Below are 21,968 nucleotides of genomic sequence, written 5' to 3' on the forward strand. Positions count from 1 at the left end.
GCGGAGGCCGAGGTTGCTCCCCAGATACAACTATTTGACGAAAATTCCGTAGCCGGGATGCATCTCCGGCCCGCTCAGCAGTTTGTCACGTGCCTGAGCTGCGCCGATGCCGTCCGACACCATCGTGGCGGCGATCCGGCCGGTGACCAGGGGAGCGGCGAACGACGTGCCGTACCACTCCGCCCACAGCGCGAACGGCGTGGCGGCGGCCTCGCCGGGCAGCTGCCACTCGCCCTTGAGGTAGGTGGAGGCCCGGTTGCCGATCGCGCACGCGTCGACCCAGTGGCCCCAGTTCGAGTAGAAGGCGGGGCCGATCGAACCGTCCCGCTCCTGCTGGGCGGCGGCGACGGCGGTGACCCCGCACAGCGCGGCGGGCCAGCTCGGCCGCTGCGTGCCCTGGTTGCCGGCCGAGGCCACCACGACGATGTCGTCCGGCAGGGCCTCGATGGTGCGCCGCAGCGGTTCGGAGGCGATGTCGTCCTCGGTGAAGCAGCCGAGCGACAGGTTCAGCAGGTTGATCTTCTTCCGGCCCAGCTCGGTGATCTTGCGGCAGAGCCGTTCCTCGTCGCCGAAGCCGTTCGGGTCGAGGCCGACCTCCGGGTCGAACGTGACGCCAGGCGCCGCGTTCTGGATGACACCCGCGACGAACGTGCCGTGGCCGCCCTGCAACGCGAAGTTGTCGCCGCTGCTGTAGGCGGGGTCGACGTCGTCGGCCTCCTTGGCGTAGCGGCCCCCGAACCAGTCGGAGTGGTCGCTGTCGGCGCCCTGCGAGATGCCCGTGTCGATGATGCCGACCCGCACGTTCTTGAGGCGCTCGTCGAACTTCGGCGCGACCACCGGGCCGGTCGGGTAGGGCCGGTCGCCGGGGTTGCCCATGACGAGACCGCCGTGCCCGACGATCACGTGGTGCGGCTGCACGAGGGGAACGCGCTCGTTCGGCCAGTTTCGCTGGTCGCGCAACAGGCGAACAATGCGGGGAATGTCCTCCGCGTTGTTCGGCAACGTCAATCGCGCCAATCCGGCGAATCCTTCGCCTGGCCGGGCGTCGATGTTGTTTTCGCGCAGTTTCTCGATCACGCGTTGCTGATCCTCGGCTGCGACGAGCAACTGGCCGGGTCGATAAAGGAATTCACGTCCGCGTTCGGCGTGGAAGCTGATGTTCTTGTCGTCGGCGATGAGCTGCAGGAAAGCTCTTTGGTAAAGCTCCGCGCTTTCTGGCGTTTTCGACACCACGGCCTCACTAAAGCAGCGTTGACGGGCACCCCGACCGAGCTTGATCAAGCTACCACAGCGGATAAAGTGTTGCCGTGACCGACTTTTGTGCGGAGGACGCGCTGGAGGCCAGGCAGCGCAACCCGCGCGCGGCCGTGGAGATGGCCCGCGCTGTCCTTCGCGCGACGGAAGATCGCTCGGAATGGTCGATCGCCGAGCGCGCGATCGGCCTCGCGTTGCGGGAGATGCACGACTTCCCCGGCGCGGCCAGACATCTGCGTCGCTCGATCAGGATCGCCTCGGACGCGGCGCTGCCCCGACTGACCGCTCTGGCCCAGATGAGTCTCGCGTGGGTGCTCGCCTACACGGGCAAGCAGAAGGCCGCGCTGACGTTGCTGGACGACGCCATGCCCTCGCTGACGGGCGCGGACTCGGTGGCCGCCCTGATGCAACGCGGCGTCGTCTTCCACTACCTGACCCGCTACGACGACGCGCAGCGCGACTACACCGCGGCCATCGCCGGCGCACGTCGCGTGGTGGACCAGTTGGTCGAGGCGCGCGCTCTGAACAACCGCGGCCTCGTGCGCGCGTACGTGGGGAACATGCGTGAGGCGTCGGCCGACTTCGAGCTGGCGGCTTCCCTGCTGGGCGAGCTCGGCCAGGAGCTGGGCGTCGCCGACGTGCACTGGAACGCCGGCATCATGGCGACCCGCAGCGGCGACGTGCCCGCCGCGCTGACGTTGTTCGACAAGGCGGAGGAGGTGCACCGCCGCCTCGACGTGATGCGACCGGTGTTGCTGGTCAACCGGCTGGAGCTGCTCGTCTCGGTGCCGCTGCTGGACGAGGCCCGCGCCGCCGCCGACCGCGCGATCACCGAGTTGAAGGCGCTGAAGAACCCGCTGGGTGTCTCGGAGGCCCTGTACTTCCGCGCCCGGATCGCTTTGCTGGACGACGATCCCGACGCCGCCAACTCCTTCGCCGCCGAGGCGCGCCGCCGGTTCCGCCGCGAGCAACGCCTGCTGTGGGCGGCCGGTGCGCGCTACCTGGAACTGCACGCGGCGGTGCTGCGCGGGGACCGGAACAGGCCGTTGCGGCTGGCCCTGTCGCGGGTCGCCTCCGAGCTGGACGCGATGGACTGGCGGCTGCCCGCGCTGGAGGCCCGCATCGACGCCGGCGTGGTCGCCGCCGACCTGGGCCACCGCGCCCGTGCCGTCGCCGAGTTCTCCGTCGCCGCCGGTGCCCGGCTGCGCGGCCCGGCCGGTCTGCGCGTGCGTGGCTGGTACGCGGAAGCGCTGCGCCGCAAGCTTTCCGGTGACGTGCGGGGGACCTCGTCCGCGTTGCGCCGGGGGATCGGGCTGCTGGACGAGTACCGGGTGTCGCTGGGCGCGGCCGAGCTGCGGGCGTCGACCGGTGTGCAGGGCCAGGCTCTCGCGCTGGAGGGCCTGCGGCTCGCGGTGGCGTCGGGAAACGCGGCGCGCGTGCTGTCGTGGACCGAGAGCTGGCGGGCCGGGGCGTTGCGGATGAAGTCCGTGTCACCGCCGGACGATCCCCGCCTCGAGGACGCTCTGGCGTCGTTGCGCGCGGTGGCGGCGGACGTGGAATCCGCTGTGCTGGCCGGGAAACCCGCCGGTGCCCTGCGCGCGAAGCTGGTCCGCGCCGAGCAACGCGTCCGCGACCTCACCCGCCAGGTGTCGGGCGAGGTCTCCGTCTTCAAACCGCCGTCGGTCGGCTCGCTCGGGTCCGCTCTGGGCTCGTCGGCGCTGATCGAGTTCGTGGAGTACGACGGCGTGCTGATGGCCGTGGTCCTGGCCGGCGGCCGCGCCTCGCTGCACTCGCTGGGCGCCGTGGAGGGCGTGGTCCGCGAGATCCGCCTGCTCCGCTTCGCCCTGCATCGCCTCGTGACCCTGCCGCCGCAGTTGCCGAACATGGCCGTGGCCCGCTCGTCGGCCGCGCACGCCGCTTCGCTGCTGGCTCGCCGTCTGCTCGATCCCTTGTCGTCGCGGATCGCCGGACGGCCTTTGGTGGTCGTGCCGACCGGTGCTCTGAACGGCCTGCCGTGGGCCGTCCTGAACCGTCAGGTGACCGTCGCGCCTTCGGCATCGGTCTGGCTGCGCGCCACCTCCGTGCCTGATGCTTCCGGTGAGGCCGTGCTGGCCGCCGGGCCGCGCATGGCCGCTGCTCCTGCCGAGATCAAGGCCATCAGCGCGCACGTCGCCGGACGTGTTCTGGTCGAGTCCGAGGCGACCGTGAGCGCCGTCGCGTCCGCAATGGACGGTGCCGCGCTCGCCCACATCGCCGCCCACGGCTCGTTCCGCGTCGACAACCCGCTGTTCTCGGCTCTGGAGCTGGCAGACGGTCCGTTGACCGTCTACGACATCGAACGCCTGCGCACCCCGCCGACCCTCGTGGTGCTGTCGGCGTGCGACACCGGGCAGTCCGCTGTCCGGCCTGGCGATGAGTTGATGGGCTTCACCGCGGCACTGCTCGGCCTGGGCACCCGGACGTTGATCGCGCCCGTGGTGCCGGTGCCGACCGACGGCACGGCTCCGGTGATGGTGGAACTGCACCAGAAACTCGCCGCCGGGATGGCTCCGGCCGAGGCTTTGGCGGCGGTGCAACGGGCTGCCACCGACGACGCTGCCTACGCGGCGGCCGTGGGGTTCGTCTGCTTCGGCGCGGGTTAGTGCGGTGGGGGCGTCGTGTAGAGGACCAGCGCGCCCTCGCCGGAACAGCCGATCTCGCCCGGCTGGGTCTGCACGCGCGGCGGGTGCCAGGCTTCGACCGTTCCGTTGGCGAGCCGCACTCCGTTGAGGCAGTCGCCACCGCCACCGGCGACGATGCCGACGGCGCCGTCCTTGACGAACGCGTCGAGGCGCGGTTCCTTCCAGGGCAGCTTGGTCTCCGGATCGACCGGCATCGGCGGCAGGCCGGCCCGCAACGCCGCGAGCACCTCGTCCCGCGTCGGGGTGGGTGGCAGTGCGGTGAGAACGGTCTTGAAGGCTTCGACGTAACTCTCCGGAACGCCGGTGCGCTGGGCGGGCGGCGGGACGATCGGCCTCGCGCCGTCCGGGCAGCGGACGCGGTCGGGGCCGCCGCCGGTGACGCCGTAGTGGTTGAAGTCCGCGCGGTAGCACGCGGTCACCGGATCCTCGTCCCAGAGCCGGAAGCCCGTGGACTCGGTGGTACCAGGGTCGTAGACGCGGAAGAGCAGGCTGGCGCGCACCTTCTGGGGGTCGGTGGTCGGGCTGTCGGTGATCTCCAGGACCGCGAAGTACTTCTGGTCCGTGTTGCCGTAGAGCGCGGAACGGGCGTAGTCGTTGCCGTCGGTGCCGCGCGGGTAACCGATGCGCTCGGCGACCTGTCCGGCCTTCTCGTCGGTGGCACTGTTGCCGTCCGGCTGGCCGGCGAAGTACGCGGTCACCACGAGCGCCATCACCAGAAGTGCTATCCCCCAGACCTTCATGACGTCGACGGTAGCGCCGCGATCCTCTTGTTCGCGCGAGTACATCTACTCACGCCATTCCAGAACGGCAGCGTTTCGCTTATGGTTGCTCGTCATGACAACGAGGTCGTGGTGGGGCTGGGGCACCGTCGAGGACGCCGTCACCCCCGAGGAACGCAGTGCGCTGGTCGAGCGGGTCCGGGCCGTGCTGCCGGACGCGGACCTGACGTTCCACGAGCCACCGGACCCGTCGTCCCTGGACCTGCCGGAGCCGCGCATCGAGCCGCCGGGCGAGATCTACTCGACCGATCCCGTCGACCGGCTCGCGCACGCCCGCGGTCAGGCCTACCGCGACGTCACCCGCAACCTCGCCGGCGACGTCGGCCCGTTGCCGGACGCCGTCGCCCGGCCGCGCACCGAGCAGGACGTCGTGGACGTGCTCGACTGGTGCGGGTCGAACGGCGTGGCGCTGATTCCCTTCGGCGGTGGCACTTCCGTCGTCGGCGGGGTCGAACCGCGTGACCTGGACCGGGTCGTGACGCTGGACCTCGGCGGGCTGGACCGGGTGCTGGAGGTCGATCCGGCGAGTCGTGCCGCGCGGATTCAGGCGGGGGTGCTGGGGCCGTCGCTGGAGGCCCAGCTGAAGGAACACGGGCTGACGTTGCGGCACTTCCCGCAGTCGTTCGAGTTCTCGACGCTCGGCGGCTGGCTCGCGACGCGCGCCGGTGGCCACTACGCCACGCTTTACACGCACATCGACGACCTGACCGAGTCGCTGCGGGTCGTGACGCCGAGCGGGATCTCCGAGTCGCGCCGGCTGCCGGGGTCGGGCGCGGGTCCGTCGCCGGACCGGCTCTTCCTGGGCTCCGAGGGCACCTTGGGCGTGATCACCGAGGCGTGGATGCGGCTGCAGGAGCCGCCGGTCCACCGGGCGGGCGCGTCGGTGCGGTTCGCGTCGTGGGACCGGGCCGTCGAGGCGACGCGGCTGATCGCGCAGTCCGGGCTGCATCCCGCCAACTGCCGGCTGCTGGATCCGGCGGAGGCGTTCCTCAACGCCGGGTCGCCGTCGTCCGTGCTGGTGCTGGCCTTCGAGTCCGCCGACCACCCCGTCGACGCGTTGCTGGCTCGCGCTTTGGAGCTCTGCGGTGACGGCGAGGTCGTCGAGGGAGCGGCGCGGCAGTGGCGGAAGTCGTTCCTGCGCATGCCCTACCAGCGGGACGCGATGGCCCAGCACGCGATGATCACCGAGACGTTCGAGACGGCCTGCACCTGGGACCGCTTCCCCGGACTGCACGCGGCGGTGACGGAGGCGGCGACCGAGGCGTTGAAGAAGGTGTGCGGCATCGGCATCGTCACGTGCCGCTTCACCCACGTCTACCCGGACGGTCCCGCGCCCTACTACGGCATCTACGCGCCGGGCCGCTGGGGCAGCCTCACCGCGCAATGGGACGAGATCAAGGCCGCGGTCTCCGAAGCACTCATCGCGTCGGGCGGCACCATCACGCACCACCACTCCGTCGGCCGCGACCACATGCCCTGGTACACGCGCCAACGTCCGGACGTCTTCGGCGCGGCCCTGTCCGGTGCCAAGGCCGCGCTGGACCCTCAGGGCGTGCTCAACCCCGGCGTTCTCACCACACGATCGACCTGAGGATCAGCGCCGCGATGAACACCACCGTGAACGCGAGGTCCAGCCCGAACCCGCCGAACCGCACCGGCGGCAACACCTTGCGCACCGGCGCCAGCACGGGCTCGGTGACGCCGTGCGTCACCCGCCGCACCTTCCACACCCAGTCACCGCGCGCCTGCAGCGTGACCGCCCAGTCCACGATCATCCGGCCGATCATCACGAGGATGAACAGCGTCAAGATCCAACCGACGATCCATCCGACCAAGCCGAACAAGATGGCCTCCTTATGTCCTGTATGTCCATCAAGCCACAGCAAACTGAGAGGCGCCTGGCAACTCGCTGAGAGAGTATTCAGCGTGTGGCGTACGACGAGGGCCTTGCGCACCGTCTGGGCGAGTCGCTGGGCGACCTCCCGGACCTGAGCACGAAGAAGATGTTCGGCAGCCTGGTGTTCATGTGGCGGGGAAACATGCTGGTAGGAGTGCTGGGCTCCGATGTGATCGCGCGCGTCGGCCCGCAGGCGCAGGCCGACGCGCTGGCCCAGCCGGGCGCCCGCGTCTTCGACTTCACCGGACGGCCGATGAACGGCTGGGTGGTCGTCGACGGCGAGGCGGTGGCGGAGGACGAGGCGCTGGAGGACTGGATCGCGCGGTGCCGCGAGTTCGTGGAAGCGCTGCCGCCGAAGTGAGCCGGCGGCGAGCCCGCACTCACGGCTTGTCCCTTTTCTCCCGACCTTCGGACGTGTCGAGCCGAAAATCCCCTACGTAGCGTGCGCTCGGGATTCCGAGAGGGGAACGACAAGTGCGAAGAGTTCTGGCGGGAGCAGCGGCGTTCGCGCTCATCACCGCGGGCATGGTCACACCGGCGACCGCGACGCCGCCCGCGCAGCCCGAGGTGCAGGAGACGCGGCAGTCCGACGAGCAGCCGCACGAGCTGGAGATCAAGCGCCGCGCGTTGAAGCAGCAGGCGCTCGCCGACGTGCTGACCGGTCAGAAGTCGACCGAGAAGCGGGGGACCAGCACCGTCGCGAAGGTCGGCAAGAGCAAGAAGCAGGACAAGGACCAGTACGTCGAGCTCAAGCGGGAGAAGACCGACAAGATCTTCGTGATCCTCACGGAGTTCGGCAACGAGCGGCATCCCGACTACCCCGACCGCGACACGAACCCGGCCACGCCGGGGCCGCAGCGGTTCGACGGGCCGACGCACAACCAGATCCCCGAGCCGAACCGGGCCGTGGACAACACGACCATCTGGCGCCAGGACTTCAGCCAGAAGTACTTCCAGGACCTGTACTTCAGCCGTAAGAAGGACGCCAACTCCGTGGCGAACTTCTACGACAAGCAGTCGAGCGGCCGGTACACGGTCAACGGCCTCGTCACGGACTGGGTGAAGGTCAAGTACAACGAGGCGCGCTACGGCCGCAGCAACGGCTACCCGTGCAACGACAACATCTGCAACAACTCGCGTGAGCTCATCAAGGACGCGGTCACGCAGTGGGTCGCGGACCAGAAGGCCGCGGGCAAGACCGACGCGCAGATCAAGGCGTCGCTGGCCGAGTACGACGTGTGGGACCGCTACGACTACGACTCCGACGGCGACTTCAACGAGGCCGACGGCTACATCGACCACTTCCAGATCGTGCACGCCGGTGGCGACCAGGCCGACGGCGACCCGTTGCAGGGCGAGGACGCGCTCTGGAGCCACCGCGGTTACGCGTACAAGAACTACACGTCCGGTCCTGGCAGCAACAAGCTCGGTGGCGCTCAGATCGGTGACACGGGCCTGTGGGTCGGCGACTACACCGTGCAGCCCGAGAACGGCGGCGTGAGCGTCTTCGCGCACGAGTACGGCCACGACCTCGGCCTGCCGGACCACTACGACACCAACGGCGGCACGAACGGCGTCAACTGGTGGTCGATCATGGCCCAGAACCGGGTGAACGCCCCTGGTGAGGCTCCCGGTGAGCGCGCCAACGAGTTCTCCGCGTGGGACAAGCTGCAGCTCGGCTGGCTGGACTACGAGGTCGCGGTCGCCGGTCAGGAACGCGTCTTCGACCTCGGCCCGCACGAGTACAACAGCGCCAAGGCCCAGGGGCTCGTGGTCGTCCTCCCGGACATCTCGAAGAACTTCGACTACGGCGCTCCCTTCGCGGGCAGCAGGATGTGGTGGAGCGAGAAGGGCAACGACCTCGACAACTCCATGACGGCCCCGCTCGACCTGCGCGGCAAGACCAGTGCGTCGCTGACTCTGAAGGCGCGTTTCGACATCGAGGCCGACTACGACTACCTCTACGTCGAAGCGTCCAATGAGGACGGCAGCTGGACGCAGCTCGACGGCACCGCCGGTGGCCAGCCGTTCGCGCGTGACTCCGGCAACTCGCCCGCGATCAGCAGCTCGTCGGACAACCAGTGGGTCGACGTGAACGTGTCGCTCGACGCGTACGCCGGCAAGAACACCAAGCTGCGCTTCGCCTACCGCACCGACGGAGCCCTTGCGCTGCAGGGCTTCTTCGCCGACCAGATCACGGTGACCGCGGACGGCGCCCCGGTGCTGACCGATGGCGGCGAGACCGCCGGTCTGTGGACCACGCGCGGCTTCCGCACGACCGAGGGCAAGGAAACGAAGGCGTTCGACCAGTTCTACATCGCCTCGAACCGCACCTACGAGTCGTACGGCAAGTACAACCAGACCGGCCCGTACCGCTACAGCTTCCCGGACAAGCCCGACTTCGTGGAGCACTTCCCGTACCAGGACGGCCTGCTGGTGTCGTTGTGGAACACGAGCTTCCTCGACAACAACGTCAGCGAGCACCCCGGTGAGGGCCTGATCCTGCCGATCGACGCCAATCCTGCGCCGCTCTACAACCTGGAGGGCCAGCGCTGGTCGCCGACCGTCAGCGGGTACGACGCACCGTTCTCGCTGCAGAAGTCGGACTCCTTCACGTTGCACGTCAACGGCAAGGCGTCCTACGTCCGCGGCGCGGCGGCTCAGCCGACGTTCGACGACACCAAGCAGTTCTGGTACGCCGAGCAGCCGAACGCGGGTGTGAAGCTGCCCGCCGCCGGTGTCGGCCTGAAGGTTCTGCGCCAGAGCGGCACGTCGATGACGGTGAAGTTGTACAAGACGAAGTAGCGTCGAATGCATGACTGCTGCTGAAGACATGCTGGCCGTCGCCGTCGAAGAGGCGCGGATGGGACTCGCCGAAGGCGGGATCCCCATCGGCGCGGCACTCTTCGACGGCGACGGCCGTCTGCTGGGCCGGGGCCACAACCGGCGCGTGCAGGACGGCGACGCCTCGATGCACGCGGAGACCTCGGCCTTCCGCAACGCCGGTCGCCAGCGCGGTTACCGCGGCACCACGATGGTCACGACCCTGTCGCCGTGCTGGTACTGCAGCGGCCTGGTCCGCCAGTTCGGCATCTCGAACGTCCTGATCGGCGAGGCCACGACGTTCCACGGCGGCCACGACTGGCTGGCCGAGCACGGCGTGGGCATCACCGTCGTCGAGGATCCCGCGCTGGTCGAGCTGATGACGACGTTCATCGCCGAGCGTCCCGAGCTCTGGTACGAGGACATCGGCCAGGATTAACGTGGGACGCATGGCTTCTGTGCTGATCACCTCGGCCGCGACCCCGGACTCGCTCGACGTGCTGGTCAACCACGGCGGGGCCGCGGAGGAGACCTTCGAGGGCGCCCTCGAAGGCGCGGCTCGCGTCCTGCAGGCCTACCTGCCGCTGCTGGAACGGTCGGCCTCCCCGGTCGTGGTGAACGTCAGCGGTCCTCAGGACTCGCCGTCCGCGGCAGCGGTCAACGTGGTCACGGTGCAGTACGCGAAGGCGTTCCCGCGGATGCGGATCAACGCCGCCGAGCAGAACACCGACGCCGTCGAGCGGTTGACGCGGATCGGACCGGACGGGCCGACCGGCGGCTACTTCGCCGAGTAGCGCTCCACTGCCTCGTCCATCGATCCCAGGATCGTGAACACCGCGTCCAGTCCGGTCGCCTCGATCGGCCGCAGCGCGGCTCGCGTCGACGCCACCACGACGAACTCGACGCCGGTCCGCGAAGCCCGCTGCTGGCCGAGGACGAGAGCCTCCAGCCCGGCGGAACCCAGGAACTTCACGCCGCCGAGATCCACGACGATGGCCCGCTGGCCTTCTGTCACGTGGCTTTCGAGCGGACCGGTCAGCTCGCCGCTGGACGTGGTGTCCAGTTCGCCGGACACGTGCAGCACGGCGACGTCCGGGGCGATCCGGTCGGCGACCACGGTGGCCAGAGCGGTGGGGTCAGGCACGCGAGCTCCTTCAGTCGGTCAGCACCCCACGTTAAACCCGGCTCGAAACCAGCGGCCGACGGCCCCTCAGCGAACTGCGGCCTGCCTGGCGGGAAACGTGGACGTGCTGGGTGAGGCGGGCGTGCAGTTCGTGGCACGCGGTGAAGCCGAGACGGATGTCGTCCGGCGGGCACTGCACGGGCAGCAGCTGCGCGAACGGGTCACCGCCGATGGTGTCGACCGCGGTCAGGAACCCGACCAGGGCACCGACCAGCCGCCGGTGCAGGCCGAACAACGACAGCGCGTTCGCGAGGGCCAGGGTCGGCGCGGGCATCTCGTCGACTCCGACGGACGGTTCCAGATCGCGCAACGTCACGGTGAACAGCGCGGAGTGCGTCCGCTCGGAACGCGTGCCGTATGCGTCGCCCTGGATGTCGCGCAGCACCGACCGCATCTCGCGGCGCGGCTGCCAGAACGAGTGGTGCCGGCGGAGTTCGGCCACTCCCTCCGGCGGCAACGCCGTGGGAGCGGTGACCTCGGTCAGCGACCGCAGCGCCTCTTCCCAGCGCGCCTCCAGGGCCGCGTGGAACTGGGCCAGCGCGGGGTGGTCCTCCCAGCCGGAGGCGACGTCGTCGAAGCCGCGCATCCGCAGCTCGTAGCAGATCCACAGCGACAGCTGCAGGTCGTCGTCGAGCCACGCCTCCCTGGTGCCGCCGCTGACGAGCAGCGCGGGCCGCGGTGGGGGCGGCAGGCGCAGTGCTGCGACCAGGGCGGAGCTCATGTGGCCGCGGGGACCGGGGAGGCGCATCAGGTTTCCTCACGCGTTCGGGCGATCAGCATGTCCACAAGGGACTCGGGGTCCGGGCAGCGTCGTTGCCGAGCGGCACCGCAGCCGTTGTGGCGCAACCAGTCCAACTGGTGCTCCACAGTAGACAGCGTGCCGCGATCGCGCAGCGCGACCGCGACGTGCTCGACGAGCGATGTCGCCCGGTCGAACGCGGGGGAGAGTTTTCCGGTGTGTGGATCGGCGGCCAGTCCGTCGACCCCGTCGCGCGACGCCCGCCAATATGCCGCTCGCAGCACGGAATCGTCCACCCGCTGTTCGGAGGGTTCCGTCACGACGAGGGCACGGACCAGCTCCGCGAGAACCGAGACTTCCGTTGCCAGCTGGGGAATGTCCGCAACACGCACTTCAACCGTCGGATGATCGGCGGAGGGGCGGACGTCCCAGTACACCATCGCCCTGTCCATCAACGCTTCCGAGCTGATCAACGCGTCGACGGTCCGGTCGTAGTCGGCGGGGCCGTTCCAGAACGGCGGCGGCCCGCTCACCGGCCAGCGCGACCACACCATCGACCGCCAGCTCGCGTACCCGGTGTCCTCTCCCTGGGAGTACGGGGAGTTCGCGCTCAGTGCCAGCAGCGTCGGCAGCCACGCCCGCAGTTTGTTCGACGCCGCCAATGCTTCGGACTTCGATGAAACACCCACGTGCACATGCAATCCGCACGCGCCCGTTCCCGATACGAGTCTTCGGTGGGAGTACTCGATCCGGTGATAGCGGGGGTCATCCGATCCGGGAGGGGGACCGGCCTCACCGATCGGCGGCATGCCCGTCGCCACGAGCCGGCACCCGGCCTCGTCGGCGGCGTCCACGAGCACCCGCCGTCCCTGCCGCACCTGCTCGTCCAGTTCCTCGAACGACGAGGTGACACCCGTGGCCACCTCGATCTGGAACGGCGTCAGCTCGCCCTGCACGTCGAGGTCGCCGGGCGCGCTGGAGCTCTCCCTGACCCGGGGTGCCAGTGCCACCGGCCGCCGCGAATCGGGATCTACCAGCAGGAACTCCTGTTCCACGCCGACCGTGTAGTGATTCATCGCGGGGCGGGTACCCGCGTTCCATGGTGATCAACCTCGGAGTGGCCGGATGAGACTGAGGCGCAGCAGGACGGACGGTCCCGGATGGACGCGGCGCAGGCACGGCCAGGGTTTCCGCTACCTGGACGAGGCAGGCGAGCCACTGCCCAAAGAGGACGTCGACCGGGTGAAAGCCCTGGTCATCCCGCCGGCGTGGCGGGACGTGTGGATCTCGCCGCACCCCAACGGCCACATCCAGGCCGTGGGCGTGGACGACGCCGGCCGCCGTCAGTACCTCTACCACGAGAAATGGCGGACCGACCGCGACATGGAGAAGTTCGTCCGGGTGCTGCGGCTCGCCCCGAAGCTCCGCGGGTTTCGCGAGCAGATCGAGAAGGACATGAGGTCGCGCGGTTCCAGGCGGTTGGTCGCCATCGCGTTGCGGATGCTCGACCTGGGCATGTTCCGCGTCGGCCACGAAGAGTACGTGGAGGAGAACGGCACGCACGGCGTCTCGACCCTGCTCTGCGAACACCTCTCGGTGACCGGCGATCGGGTCCGGTTCCACTTTCCGGCCAAGTCCGGCGTCGAGGTCGACGAGGAGGTCACCGACCCGCGACTCGCGCGAGCCGTCCGGTCGCTCGTCAAGGACAAGCCCGCGGACTGCCGCGTCTTCGACATCACCGCCGACGACGTCAACGCGCGGTTCCGCGAACTGGTCGGTGACGAGTTCAGCGTGAAGGACCTGCGCACCTGGCACGCCACGGTGTTCGCCGCCCAGGCGTTCGCGGACCAGCCCAAGCCGACGAAGCGCGCGGTCAGCCAGGTCATGAAGGAGGTCGCCGGGAACCTGGGCAACACGCCGTCGGTGGCGCGGAAGTCCTACGTCGACCCACGCCTGGTCGAGGCGTTCGAACGGGGAGAGGTCATCGGCAGGGGCGACCCGGAACGGGCGGTGTTCAGGCTGCTCCGGCGTGCTTGAGGGCGGCCCGGTCGCACTGCCGGCACCACGCGGCACCCTGCGCCGCGGCCAGCGCCGCGAACCCGGCGAACAGGTGCAGCGCGTTGCTGCCGGGATTGACGTTCAGGAAGTTGACGACCTCGTCGTCGTAGCGGGCCAGGCCCAGTCCGAACAGCACCAGGAACGCCACCGCCACCAGCAGCGCCGTCCCGCTCAGCGCCTTCAACCGCGGGGCGGCGAGCAGCAGCGCGACACCGAAGACCAGGTGGATGACGTTCTGCAGCGGGTTGACGCGCAGCCAGAGGATCCAGGTCTCGGACTCGCCGGCGAAGGAGGAGAAGCCGGTCGCGAAGAACCCGGCCACTCCCCACAGCACGAGCAGCGAGCCGGTGCCGATCGCCAGCTTCTGGGGCCACCGCAACCGGTTCATGAACTCAGTATCGCCAGAAACGGACATTCCCGCTCGCTCATTTCACTCTTCCGCCAGCAGGTCGTGCCGCAGCTGCTCCAGTGACTTGGTGAGCAGCCGCGACACGTGCATCTGGGAGATGCCGACGCGGCGGGCGATCTCGGTCTGGGTGAGCCGGCCGAAGAACCGCAGGACCACGATGGTCCTCTCACGCCGGGGAAGGCCCCGCAGCATCGGCTGCAGGGCCTCGTGGATCTCGACGCCTTCCAGCGCCGGGTCGTCGACGGTCGAGCCTTCCAGCGAGTCGAGCGGCGCGAACGCCACGTTCTTCTCGATCCGCAGGCCCTCGTAGACGTCGGTGAGCGACACCCCCAGGTGCCGGGCGATCTCGGAGGGAGTGGGAGATCGCCCGGTGCAGTGCGACAGTTCGGCGGTGGCTCCGTCGATCGAGTCGCACAGCTCCTTCAACCTGCGGGGGACCCGCACCGCCCAGCACTGGTCGCGGAAGTGGCGCCGCACCTCGCCGGTGATCGTGGGCACGGCATAGGACAGGAAGTCCGTCTGCCGGCCCACGTCGAACCGGTCGATGGCGTTGATCAGGCCGACCGCGGCCACCTGCGCGAGATCTTCGATCGGCTCGCCGCGTTCACTGAAACGGCGAGCGATGTGGCGGGCGAGGGGGAGGTACTCGCGCACCAACCGGTCCCGCAGCGCGTAGTAGCACTGCGAGTCACGGGAGGTGCGGGCGAGTTCCTCGAACGCCGCGTGCTGGTCTGGCGTCAACGCACACCGCGATCAGACCTGGGGCGGCGGCGTCACGTCACCACGCCAGGCGCCTGTCTCGGTACCGCGGTTCTCGATGAACTCCTTGAACCGCTTCAGGTCGCCCTCGACCCGGTGGCCGACCACGCCGAGCGCGGCACCGGCCTTCTCGGTGAGGGTCTCCGGGTCGTACTCCATCTGGAGGTGGACCCTGGTCGTGTCGTTGTCGAGGCGGTGGAACGTCACCACGCCACCCTGTGGCGGACCATCGACCGTCGTCCACGCGACGCGTTCGTCCGCGTGCTGCTCGGTGATCTCCGCGTCGAACTCGCGGACGACGCCACCGATCTTCGTGGTCCAGTGGGTCCTGGTCGGCGTGACCTGGTCGATCTTCTCGACGCCGTCCATGAACGCCGGGAAGGATTCGAACTGGGTCCACTGGTTGTACGCGGTGCTCACTGGCACGTGGACATCCACCGACTTCTCAATGGTGGTCACGAAACCTCCTCCTTCGATTGGTGTCGTCCCGTGAGTACCCGTGTCACGCCGCGTTACACATCGGCGAAAAGTCCACTCTGGACAGTCACGTAAAGTGACGAAACAGTCGCCATCTGCGCATCACGAATTCGCCCACAGTGGTCAAATCGCTCTGTGATCCACGTCTCAAGGACGGCATACTGCGCGGTATGTCAGGGGCCCTAGGAGGCGCTGGTGCTCGAGGCGAACAACCTTGAGGTTGTCTACGACGACGTGATGCTGGTGCTCCGTGGCGTGAGCCTCAAGGTGCCCCAGGGCAAGGTCGTGGCTCTGCTCGGAGCGAACGGAGCTGGGAAAACGACGTTGATGAGGGCCTTCAGCGGCCTGCTCGACGTGCACGACGGCAAGGTCACCAAGGGCTCGATCACGCTCGACGGTGAACCGATCCACCGCCTCTCACCGGCGAAGATCGCCGACCGGGGCATCAAACAGGCTCTGGAGGGCAGGAGGATCCTGGCCGAGCTGACCGTCGAGGAGAACCTCAAGGTCGGTGGTCACGCGAGACCCAAGCGGCTCAAGCAGAACCTGGACCGCTGCTACGAGCTCTTTCCACGACTGCTGGAAAGGCGAAGACAGAGCGCGGGCTACCTGTCCGGCGGCGAGCAGCAGATGCTCTCGATCGGCCGGGCGCTCATGTCGGAACCGTCCTACCTCCTGCTGGACGAGCCCAGTCTCGGCCTCGCGCCGTTGCTGGTGCAGCAGATCCGCGACCTCGTCGTGAAGATCAACGAACAGGGCACCACGGTCCTGCTGGTGGAGCAGAACGCCAGCATGGCGCTCTCCATCGCCGACCACGGCTACGTGCTGGAGACCGGCAAGGTCGTCATGGACAAGCCGGCCGAAGCGCTGCTGGCCGACGACGACATCCGCGAGTTCTACCTCGGTCTCGGCACCTCCTCGTTCCGTGCGGTCAAGCACTACAAGCGCAGGAAGCGGTGGCTGTCGTGAGCGTTCTGGAAGTCACCGACGTCCGGCTCGCGTTCGACGGCGTCGTGGCCGTCGACGGGGTGTCGTTCAGCGTCGAGGAGGGCGAGCTCTTCGCCGTCATCGGCCCGAACGGCGCCGGCAAGACGTCCATCTTCAACGTCCTGAGCGGCGTCTACCGGCCACAGCAGGGCACCGTGCGGTTCCACGGCGACGACCTGATCGGCATGCGGCCGCACCGCATCGCCGCGCGGGGCATGGCCCGCACGTTCCAGAACATCGAGCTGTTCTCCCACCTCACCGTCGTCGACAACCTCATGCTGGGCCGCCACAACCACATGCGGTACGGCGCGTTGTCGGCGTTCTTCTGGCTCGGCAAGGCGCGCGGCGAGGAGCTGAAGAACAGGGCCGCGGTCGAGGACGTGATCGACTTCCTGGAACTGGAGCAGTGGCGCCGGTTCCCGGTCGGCCTGCTGCCCTACGGCGTGCAGAAGCGCGTCGAACTGGGCAGGGCGCTCGCGATGGAGCCCAAGCTCCTGCTGCTCGACGAGCCGGTGGCCGGCATGAACGTCGAGGAGACCGAGGACATGGCCCGGTTCATCCTCGACGTCCGCGAGGAGCTGAACATCCCGATGATCATGGTGGAGCACGACATGGGCCTCGTGATGGACCTCGCCGACCGCGTGATGGTCATGGACTTCGGCCGCCCGATCCGCACCGGCACACCCGCGGAGGTGCAGCAGGATCCCGACGTCATCCGCGCGTACCTCGGCGAGCAGCACAAGAGCGTGACGCCATGACCACAACGGTAGTCACGCGCGTCAAGGACAGGGCCGCGAGCACGCCCGATCAGATCGCCCTGCGGGCCAAGGACTTCGGCATCTGGCAGGAGGTCAGCTGGTCCGGCTACTGGGCGAACGTCGAACTGGTCGGGCACGCGTTGCTCGCACTCGGCCTGCAACCGGGCGAACGGGTGGCGATCCACTCCGAGAACCGGCGCGAATGGCTCTACGCCGACCTCGGCATCGTCGCGGCGAGGGGCATCACGGTCGGGCTCTACCCGACGAACCCCGCGTCCGAGGTCGCGTACCTCCTGTCGCACTCCGGCACGCGGATCCTGATCGCCGAGGACCAGGAACAGGTCGACAAGGCGTTGCTGGTGCTGGAGGACACGCCCGACCTGGAATGGATCGTCTACGTCGAGCCGCGCGGGATCAAGGGCCGCTACGACAACCCGAAACTCCTGGCTTGGGAGGACTTTCTCGCGCTGGGCGCGCAGCACCGCGACTCGTTCTCCGGTGAGCTCGCCGAACGCATGGCGCAGACCGAGCCCGACGACGTCATGACGTTGATTTACACGTCCGGAACCACCGGACCGCCCAAAGGCGCGATGCTCACCGTCGCCAACGTCGAGTTCGCGGTGCACGTGCTGGTGGAGGGCGGCGGTTTCACTTCGCCACCGCCGTCCTCCGCCGACGTCACGCTGTCCTACCTGCCGTTGTGCCACGTGGCCGAACGCATCTTCACGACGTGGTTCAGCGCGGCCAGCGGTGTGCAGGTCCACTTCGCCGAGTCGATCGAGACGGTGCAGGCGAATCTCCGCGAGGTGCAGCCGACGATCCTGTTCGGTGTTCCGCGCATCTGGGAGAAGGTGCTGGCGGGCGTCACGATCGGGGTGTCGTCGGCTTCCCGGCTCAAGCGCACGACGAGCCGGTTCTGGCTCAAGCGCGCGGAGAGCATCGGCGAAACGCTGGTGCACAACGGCGGCAGGCACACCGGCAAGAGCCGGTTGGTCTACGCGCTGGGCTGGCTGTTCTGCTTCCGCGCGCTGAAGGCCCGGATCGGCATGCGGCACGTCCGGTACGCGGCGTCCGGAGCCGCGCCGATCGCGCCGGACGTGCTGAAGTTCTTCATGGGCATCGGGGTGCCGATGCACGAGGTCTACGGCATGACCGAGAACACCGCCGTGGCAACGGGAAACCGGCCGGGACGCGTCAAGATCGGCACGGTCGGCGAGCCGCAGCCCGGCACGGAGCTCCGGATCGACGAGGAGACCGGCGAGATCCTCACCCGGCACGGCGGCACGTTCGCGGGCTACTGGCAGGACCCCGAGTCCACCGGGCGGGTCCTGAACGACGGCTGGCTGCACACCGGTGACGTCGGCGAGTGGGTCGACGGCACGCACGTGAAGATCACCGACCGGATGAAGGACATCATCATCACCGCGGGCGGCAAGAACATCGCGCCGTCCGAGCTCGAGAACGCGCTGAAGACCTCCCCGTACATCAAGGAGGCCGTCGTGATCGGCGACCAGCGGGCGTACCTGGTGGCGTTGATCGGCATCGAGTTCGAGACGGTCGGTCACTGGGCGCAGCAGCGTCGGATCACCTACACCACCTACCGGGACCTGTCGGAGAAACCCGAGGTCCTGGAACTGGTGCAGAAGATCGTGACCGAGGCGAACGGCAGGTTCGCGACGGTCGAGCAGATCAAGAAGTTCCGCATGTTCCCCAAGGAGCTCGACCACGAGGACGGCGAGCTGACCGCGACGCAGAAGGTCAAGAGATCCGCGCTGGGCAAGATGTTCGACGACCTCGTGGAGAGCATGTATGGATGAGTTTCTCCAGTCGCTGATCCGGGGTCTCGGCACCGGATCGATCTACTCGTTGCTCGCGCTCGGCTTCGTGATCATCTACAAGTCGACGCAGGTGATCAGCTTCGCGCAGCCGGCGTTCATGCTGGCGGGCGCGGTGCTGGTCTCGTACCTCTCGCCCGTGGTGTCGTTCGTCGGGGCGGTTGTCGTCGCCGCCGTGGTGATCGCGGTGCTGGCGCTGGGAGTCGAACGCACGGTGCTGCGGCCGATGGTCGGCAAACCGGTGTTCGTGGTCGCGATCATCACCATCGGCGTGGACGTCGTGGTCAGGGTGGTGACGAACGCGTTCATCGGCCTCGACGTCCGGCAGGTCGGCGACCCGTGGGGCCTGAACACGGTGAACTTCCTGGGCGCCGAGGTGCAGCAGCGTTATCTCGTGATGATCGCGACGACCGCGGTCGTGACGGTCGCGCTGTTCGCGTTCTTCCGCTACTCGCGGATCGGGCTCGCGATGCGGGCGGTCGCCTACGACCAGGAAGTGGCGCTGGCACAGGGGATCTCGGTCGGGTCGGTGTTCGCGCTGTCGTGGGCACTGGCGGGCGGTCTCGCCGCGCTGGCCGGCGTGTTCGTCGCGACGGGCGCGGGCGTCGACCAGCAGCTCTGGATCGTGGCGCTGAAAGCCCTGCCCGCGATCATCCTCGGCGGCCTGGAGTCGCTGGGCGGGGCGGTGGTCGGCGGGCTGGCGGTCGGTGTCGTCGAGTCGCTCTTCGGCACCTACCAGGGTGATTTCGCGCCGTGGCTCGGGTCGAACTTCGGGCTGGTCGCGCCGTACGCGTTGATGCTGCTCGTTTTGCTCGTCAGACCGTACGGACTGTTCGGCAAGAGGGAGGTGGAGCGGCTGTGAAGAGGCCAACGAGCATCAAGGGCAGGCCAGAGCTGTACACCTCCTACAAGCAGGACATGGGTTTCCTGAACACGCGTCCCAAACGCGCGTGGTCGGGCGGCCTGATCGTCCTGGCACTGGTCCTGCCGTTCATGATCACCGACGACCTGCTGCAGCTGCTCGCCACCGGGTTCGTGGCGGCGATCGGTGCGATCGGGCTGAACATCGTCACGGGGTACGCGGGCCAGGTCTCGTTGGGGCACGCGTTCTTCCTCGCGATCGGTGCGTACACGGCCGCGGCTCTCAGTGGTCCCGAGACCGGGCGGGTGATCGGCTTCGGCATCACGTCGCTGCCGATCTGGCTGCTGGCCTCGGGACTGATGGCCGCGCTCTTCGGCGTCCTGGTGGCGCCGGTGGCGGTGCGGTTGCGGGGTCTCTACCTCGCGATCGTGACGCTGGGGCTGGTCTTCCTAGGGGAGCACGTGTTCCGGGAGTGGACGTCGCTCACCGGCGGCCCGGGAGTCGGGCGGCCCGCGGCCGTGCCCGAGCTCTTCGGGGTGCGGCTGGATCAGGACAACGGGATGTTCACGGCGGCACAGCAGCTGTACCTGCTGATGTTCGTGCTGCTGGTGATCTTCGGTGTGCTGGCGCGGAACCTGGTGCGCTCGCGGGTCGGGCGGGCGTTCGCGGCGGTGCGGGACCGGGACCTGGCCGCGTCGGTGATCGGCGTCGACCTGACGAAGTACAAGGTCCTGGCGTTCGCGGTGTCCTCGTTCTACGCGGGTGTCGCGGGCGCGTTGTTGTTCGTGGTGAACGGGTTCTTCGATCCGGGCTCGTTCAGCCTGCTGTTGTCAGTGCAGTACATCGCGATGGTGCTCATCGGCGGCGCGGGCACCATCTCCGGAGCGATCATGGGCGCGCTCTTCATCACTCTGCTGCCACGCATCACCAGGGAACTGCCCACGGTGCTGCCGTTCATCAGTGGTGACGCGACCGGTGTGATCACGGTCTTCCAACTGGAGGCCGTGCTCTACGGCGTGCTCATCATCGTGTTCCTCATCGTCGAGCCACGCGGGTTGTTCGGCATCTGGGTCCGCGTCCGCAACTACTGGCGCACCTGGCCGTTCTCGTACTGAGGAGAGAATCTCCATGTCTGGTAAGAGACTCGCAGTAATATTCGTCGGGGCGTTGCTGCTCGCCTCGTGTCGAGGCGGTGGCGATGCGGCGCCGCAGGAGGGCGCGGGCGGCATCAAGGTCGACGTCGGCGTGACGAAGGAGGCGTGCCCCGAGGCCGTCGACAAGTCCAAGGGCTGCATCTACCTCGGCACCATCTCGGACCTCACCGAGGGCCCGTTCAAGACCCTGGCCGTGCCGATCACGGACTCGCAGAAGGCGTTCTGGAAGCGGGTGAACGACAAGGGCGGCATCGGCGGCTACGAGGTCGACGTCACCAAGTACGTCAAGGACAACAAGTACAACCCGCAGATCCACAACCAGGTCTACCAGGAGATCAAGGGCAACGTCCTGGCGCTGACCCAGACGCTGGGTTCTCCCACGACCGTCGCGATCCTGCCGGACCTCGAGAAGACCCCGATGGTCGCCGTGCCGGCGTCCTGGACCTCGTTGTGGGGCTACCACGAGGTCGTGCTGGAGTCCGGCGCGAACTACTGCGTCGAGTCGATGAACGCCGTCGACTACGCCACCGAGAAGATGGGCGTGAAGTCCGTCATGGCCGTGCACAACGCCGGTGACTACGGCGACGACGCGGCGGCGGGAACGAAGATCGCGGCCGAGAAGCGCGGGCTGTCGTTCGAGAACGTGACCACCACGGCCGGCCAGGACAACCAGGGCGGGGCGATCGACGCCGTGGTGTCGAAGAAGCCGGACCTGGTGATCCTGACAACCGGTCCGACCGACGCCGCCGTGATCATCGGACAGGCTGCCGCCCGTGGCTTCAAGGGCAAGTTCATCGGCACCTCGCCGACGTGGAATCCCGGTCTGCTCAAGTCGCCGGCCGCTCCCGCGATCAAGGCGCTGTACATGCAGTCGGCGCCGTGGAAGGCGTGGAACACCGAGTCCGTGGGCCACACCGCGATGCGTGCCGCACTGCCGGGCGTGACGCCGAACGACGGCTACACCGCCGGTTGGGTGTGGGCGTACCCGCTCAAGGCCGCACTGGAAAAGGCCGCCTCCAACAAGGATCTGACGCGTGCCGGTGTGCTCGCCGCTGTGCGCCAGCTCACCTCGGTGGACTACGAGGGCATGCTTCCTTCGGGTGCAGGTAATTTCTCCGCTTCGCCCCAGGACGCACTGTTCCGTCAGTCGACCCTCTACAAGCCCGACGACGCCGCTCCGACCGGAGTGACGCTGGTAGAGGACTTCTTCACCGGTTCCACGGCAAAAGATTTCAAGTTCGAGAAGCCCTGCTACCAATGAACCGAACGGGTGACACCCGACGCTGAAAACGGACATCGCTGACTAGGCTCGC

23 protein-coding genes are annotated in these 21,968 nt (G+C 68.3%); 14 read left to right on the forward strand and 9 right to left on the reverse strand.

Going from position 1 to position 21,968, the window contains the following annotated elements:
* Window positions 1-30: 30 nt before the first annotated feature.
* Window positions 31-918, reverse strand: coding sequence for a S8 family peptidase (locus tag ACIRG5_RS39125; protein WP_402914686.1), 888 nt, complete (start codon window positions 916-918; stop codon window positions 31-33).
* Here ACIRG5_RS39125 and ACIRG5_RS39130 point away from each other — a divergent pair.
* Entirely contained in the window at window positions 889-1,311 is a 423-nt protein-coding gene (locus ACIRG5_RS39130) for a hypothetical protein (RefSeq protein ID WP_402914688.1), read from the forward strand. The genes ACIRG5_RS39125 and ACIRG5_RS39130 overlap by 30 nt on opposite strands.
* Window positions 1,308-3,896 (forward strand): CHAT domain-containing protein, encoded by a 2,589-nt coding sequence (locus tag ACIRG5_RS39135; RefSeq protein ID WP_402914690.1) that lies wholly within the window; start codon window positions 1,308-1,310, stop codon window positions 3,894-3,896. Before ACIRG5_RS39130 ends, ACIRG5_RS39135 begins: the two co-directional genes overlap by 4 nt.
* Here ACIRG5_RS39135 and ACIRG5_RS39140 read toward each other — a convergent pair.
* A complete protein-coding gene (locus ACIRG5_RS39140) occupies window positions 3,893-4,675 on the reverse strand; it encodes a hypothetical protein (protein ID WP_402914691.1) in 783 nt (260 codons plus the stop codon). The genes ACIRG5_RS39135 and ACIRG5_RS39140 overlap by 4 nt on opposite strands.
* 94 nt (window positions 4,676-4,769) lie before the next feature.
* On the opposite strand from ACIRG5_RS39140, the gene ACIRG5_RS39145 reads away from it, so the two are divergent.
* The gene (locus tag ACIRG5_RS39145; protein WP_402914694.1) at window positions 4,770-6,305 is read left to right on the forward strand and encodes an FAD-binding oxidoreductase; all 1,536 of its coding nucleotides are present in this window, start codon (window positions 4,770-4,772) and stop codon (window positions 6,303-6,305) included.
* On the opposite strand, the gene ACIRG5_RS39150 is transcribed toward ACIRG5_RS39145, so the two are convergent.
* Entirely contained in the window at window positions 6,286-6,558 is a 273-nt protein-coding gene (locus tag ACIRG5_RS39150) for a YggT family protein (RefSeq protein WP_402914696.1), read from the reverse strand. The two genes, ACIRG5_RS39145 and ACIRG5_RS39150, sit on opposite strands and share 20 nt — an antisense overlap.
* 84 nt (window positions 6,559-6,642) lie before the next feature.
* Between ACIRG5_RS39150 and ACIRG5_RS39155 the strand changes: the two genes are divergently transcribed.
* The 4 genes from ACIRG5_RS39155 to ACIRG5_RS39170 all read left to right on the forward strand — a co-directional run bounded on the left by ACIRG5_RS39155 (window position 6,643) and on the right by ACIRG5_RS39170 (window position 10,228).
* Window positions 6,643-6,972 (forward strand): TfoX/Sxy family protein, encoded by a 330-nt coding sequence (locus tag ACIRG5_RS39155; RefSeq protein ID WP_319978743.1) that lies wholly within the window; start codon window positions 6,643-6,645, stop codon window positions 6,970-6,972.
* Between the two features lie 113 nt (window positions 6,973-7,085).
* Entirely contained in the window at window positions 7,086-9,416 is a 2,331-nt protein-coding gene (locus ACIRG5_RS39160) for an immune inhibitor A domain-containing protein (RefSeq protein WP_402914700.1), read from the forward strand.
* 10 nt (window positions 9,417-9,426) lie between these two features.
* The gene (locus ACIRG5_RS39165; protein ID WP_093604833.1) at window positions 9,427-9,873 is read left to right on the forward strand and encodes a nucleoside deaminase; all 447 of its coding nucleotides are present in this window, start codon (window positions 9,427-9,429) and stop codon (window positions 9,871-9,873) included.
* A gap of 10 nt (window positions 9,874-9,883) precedes the next feature.
* Window positions 9,884-10,228 carry a hypothetical protein gene (locus tag ACIRG5_RS39170; RefSeq protein ID WP_402914703.1) on the forward strand — a complete coding sequence of 115 codons (345 nt, stop codon included), beginning with the start codon at window positions 9,884-9,886 and terminating at the stop codon, window positions 10,226-10,228.
* Here the strand turns inward: ACIRG5_RS39170 and ACIRG5_RS39175 are convergent.
* Genes ACIRG5_RS39175 through ACIRG5_RS39185 form a run of 3 tightly spaced genes read right to left on the reverse strand, consistent with a single transcriptional unit; the run spans window position 10,213 to window position 12,432 of the window.
* Window positions 10,213-10,578, reverse strand: coding sequence for an STAS domain-containing protein (locus ACIRG5_RS39175; RefSeq protein WP_330273653.1), 366 nt, complete (start codon window positions 10,576-10,578; stop codon window positions 10,213-10,215). The two genes, ACIRG5_RS39170 and ACIRG5_RS39175, sit on opposite strands and share 16 nt — an antisense overlap.
* 31 nt (window positions 10,579-10,609) lie before the next feature.
* Window positions 10,610-11,365 (reverse strand): iron-containing redox enzyme family protein, encoded by a 756-nt coding sequence (locus tag ACIRG5_RS39180; protein WP_402914707.1) that lies wholly within the window; start codon window positions 11,363-11,365, stop codon window positions 10,610-10,612.
* A complete protein-coding gene (locus tag ACIRG5_RS39185; protein WP_402914709.1) occupies window positions 11,365-12,432 on the reverse strand; it encodes a glutamate--cysteine ligase in 1,068 nt (355 codons plus the stop codon). The genes ACIRG5_RS39180 and ACIRG5_RS39185 overlap by 1 nt, the downstream gene beginning before the upstream one ends.
* 49 nt (window positions 12,433-12,481) lie before the next feature.
* Here ACIRG5_RS39185 and ACIRG5_RS39190 point away from each other — a divergent pair, with 49 nt between their 5' ends.
* Window positions 12,482-13,393 carry a DNA topoisomerase IB gene (locus ACIRG5_RS39190; protein WP_402914712.1) on the forward strand — a complete coding sequence of 304 codons (912 nt, stop codon included), beginning with the start codon at window positions 12,482-12,484 and terminating at the stop codon, window positions 13,391-13,393.
* Here ACIRG5_RS39190 and ACIRG5_RS39195 read toward each other — a convergent pair.
* From ACIRG5_RS39195 to ACIRG5_RS39205, 3 genes are read right to left on the reverse strand one after another with little or no spacing between them, the layout of a single operon-like run.
* Window positions 13,371-13,802, reverse strand: a complete 432-nt coding sequence (locus ACIRG5_RS39195; protein ID WP_402914715.1) for a DUF4383 domain-containing protein — start codon at window positions 13,800-13,802, stop codon at window positions 13,371-13,373. The two genes, ACIRG5_RS39190 and ACIRG5_RS39195, sit on opposite strands and share 23 nt — an antisense overlap.
* A 42-nt stretch (window positions 13,803-13,844) precedes the next feature.
* On the reverse strand, window positions 13,845-14,564 hold the full coding sequence (locus ACIRG5_RS39200; RefSeq protein ID WP_402914718.1) for a SigB/SigF/SigG family RNA polymerase sigma factor: 720 nt from the start codon (window positions 14,562-14,564) through the stop codon (window positions 13,845-13,847).
* A gap of 12 nt (window positions 14,565-14,576) precedes the next feature.
* Window positions 14,577-15,041: an SRPBCC family protein gene (locus ACIRG5_RS39205; RefSeq protein ID WP_402914720.1), complete on the reverse strand. Its 465-nt coding sequence runs from the start codon at window positions 15,039-15,041 to the stop codon at window positions 14,577-14,579.
* A 213-nt stretch (window positions 15,042-15,254) separates the two neighbouring features.
* On the opposite strand from ACIRG5_RS39205, the gene ACIRG5_RS39210 reads away from it, so the two are divergent.
* From ACIRG5_RS39210 to ACIRG5_RS39235, 6 genes are read left to right on the forward strand one after another with little or no spacing between them, the layout of a single operon-like run.
* Window positions 15,255-16,028 carry an ABC transporter ATP-binding protein gene (locus ACIRG5_RS39210; RefSeq protein WP_402914722.1) on the forward strand — a complete coding sequence of 258 codons (774 nt, stop codon included), beginning with the start codon at window positions 15,255-15,257 and terminating at the stop codon, window positions 16,026-16,028.
* On the forward strand, window positions 16,025-16,804 hold the full coding sequence (locus tag ACIRG5_RS39215; protein WP_402914725.1) for an ABC transporter ATP-binding protein: 780 nt from the start codon (window positions 16,025-16,027) through the stop codon (window positions 16,802-16,804). Before ACIRG5_RS39210 ends, ACIRG5_RS39215 begins: the two co-directional genes overlap by 4 nt.
* Entirely contained in the window at window positions 16,801-18,621 is a 1,821-nt protein-coding gene (locus tag ACIRG5_RS39220; RefSeq protein ID WP_402914728.1) for an AMP-dependent synthetase/ligase, read from the forward strand. Before ACIRG5_RS39215 ends, ACIRG5_RS39220 begins: the two co-directional genes overlap by 4 nt.
* Window positions 18,614-19,501 carry a branched-chain amino acid ABC transporter permease gene (locus tag ACIRG5_RS39225; protein WP_402914731.1) on the forward strand — a complete coding sequence of 296 codons (888 nt, stop codon included), beginning with the start codon at window positions 18,614-18,616 and terminating at the stop codon, window positions 19,499-19,501. Before ACIRG5_RS39220 ends, ACIRG5_RS39225 begins: the two co-directional genes overlap by 8 nt.
* A complete protein-coding gene (locus ACIRG5_RS39230; protein WP_402914733.1) occupies window positions 19,498-20,616 on the forward strand; it encodes a branched-chain amino acid ABC transporter permease in 1,119 nt (372 codons plus the stop codon). The genes ACIRG5_RS39225 and ACIRG5_RS39230 overlap by 4 nt, the downstream gene beginning before the upstream one ends.
* A gap of 52 nt (window positions 20,617-20,668) precedes the next feature.
* Window positions 20,669-21,916, forward strand: a complete 1,248-nt coding sequence (locus ACIRG5_RS39235) for an ABC transporter substrate-binding protein (RefSeq protein WP_402914736.1) — start codon at window positions 20,669-20,671, stop codon at window positions 21,914-21,916.
* Window positions 21,917-21,968 lie beyond the last annotated feature (52 nt).

This window comes from Lentzea sp. NPDC102401, assembly GCF_044765805.1.
Classification (GTDB): Bacteria; Actinomycetota; Actinomycetes; order Mycobacteriales; family Pseudonocardiaceae; genus Lentzea; species Lentzea sokolovensis.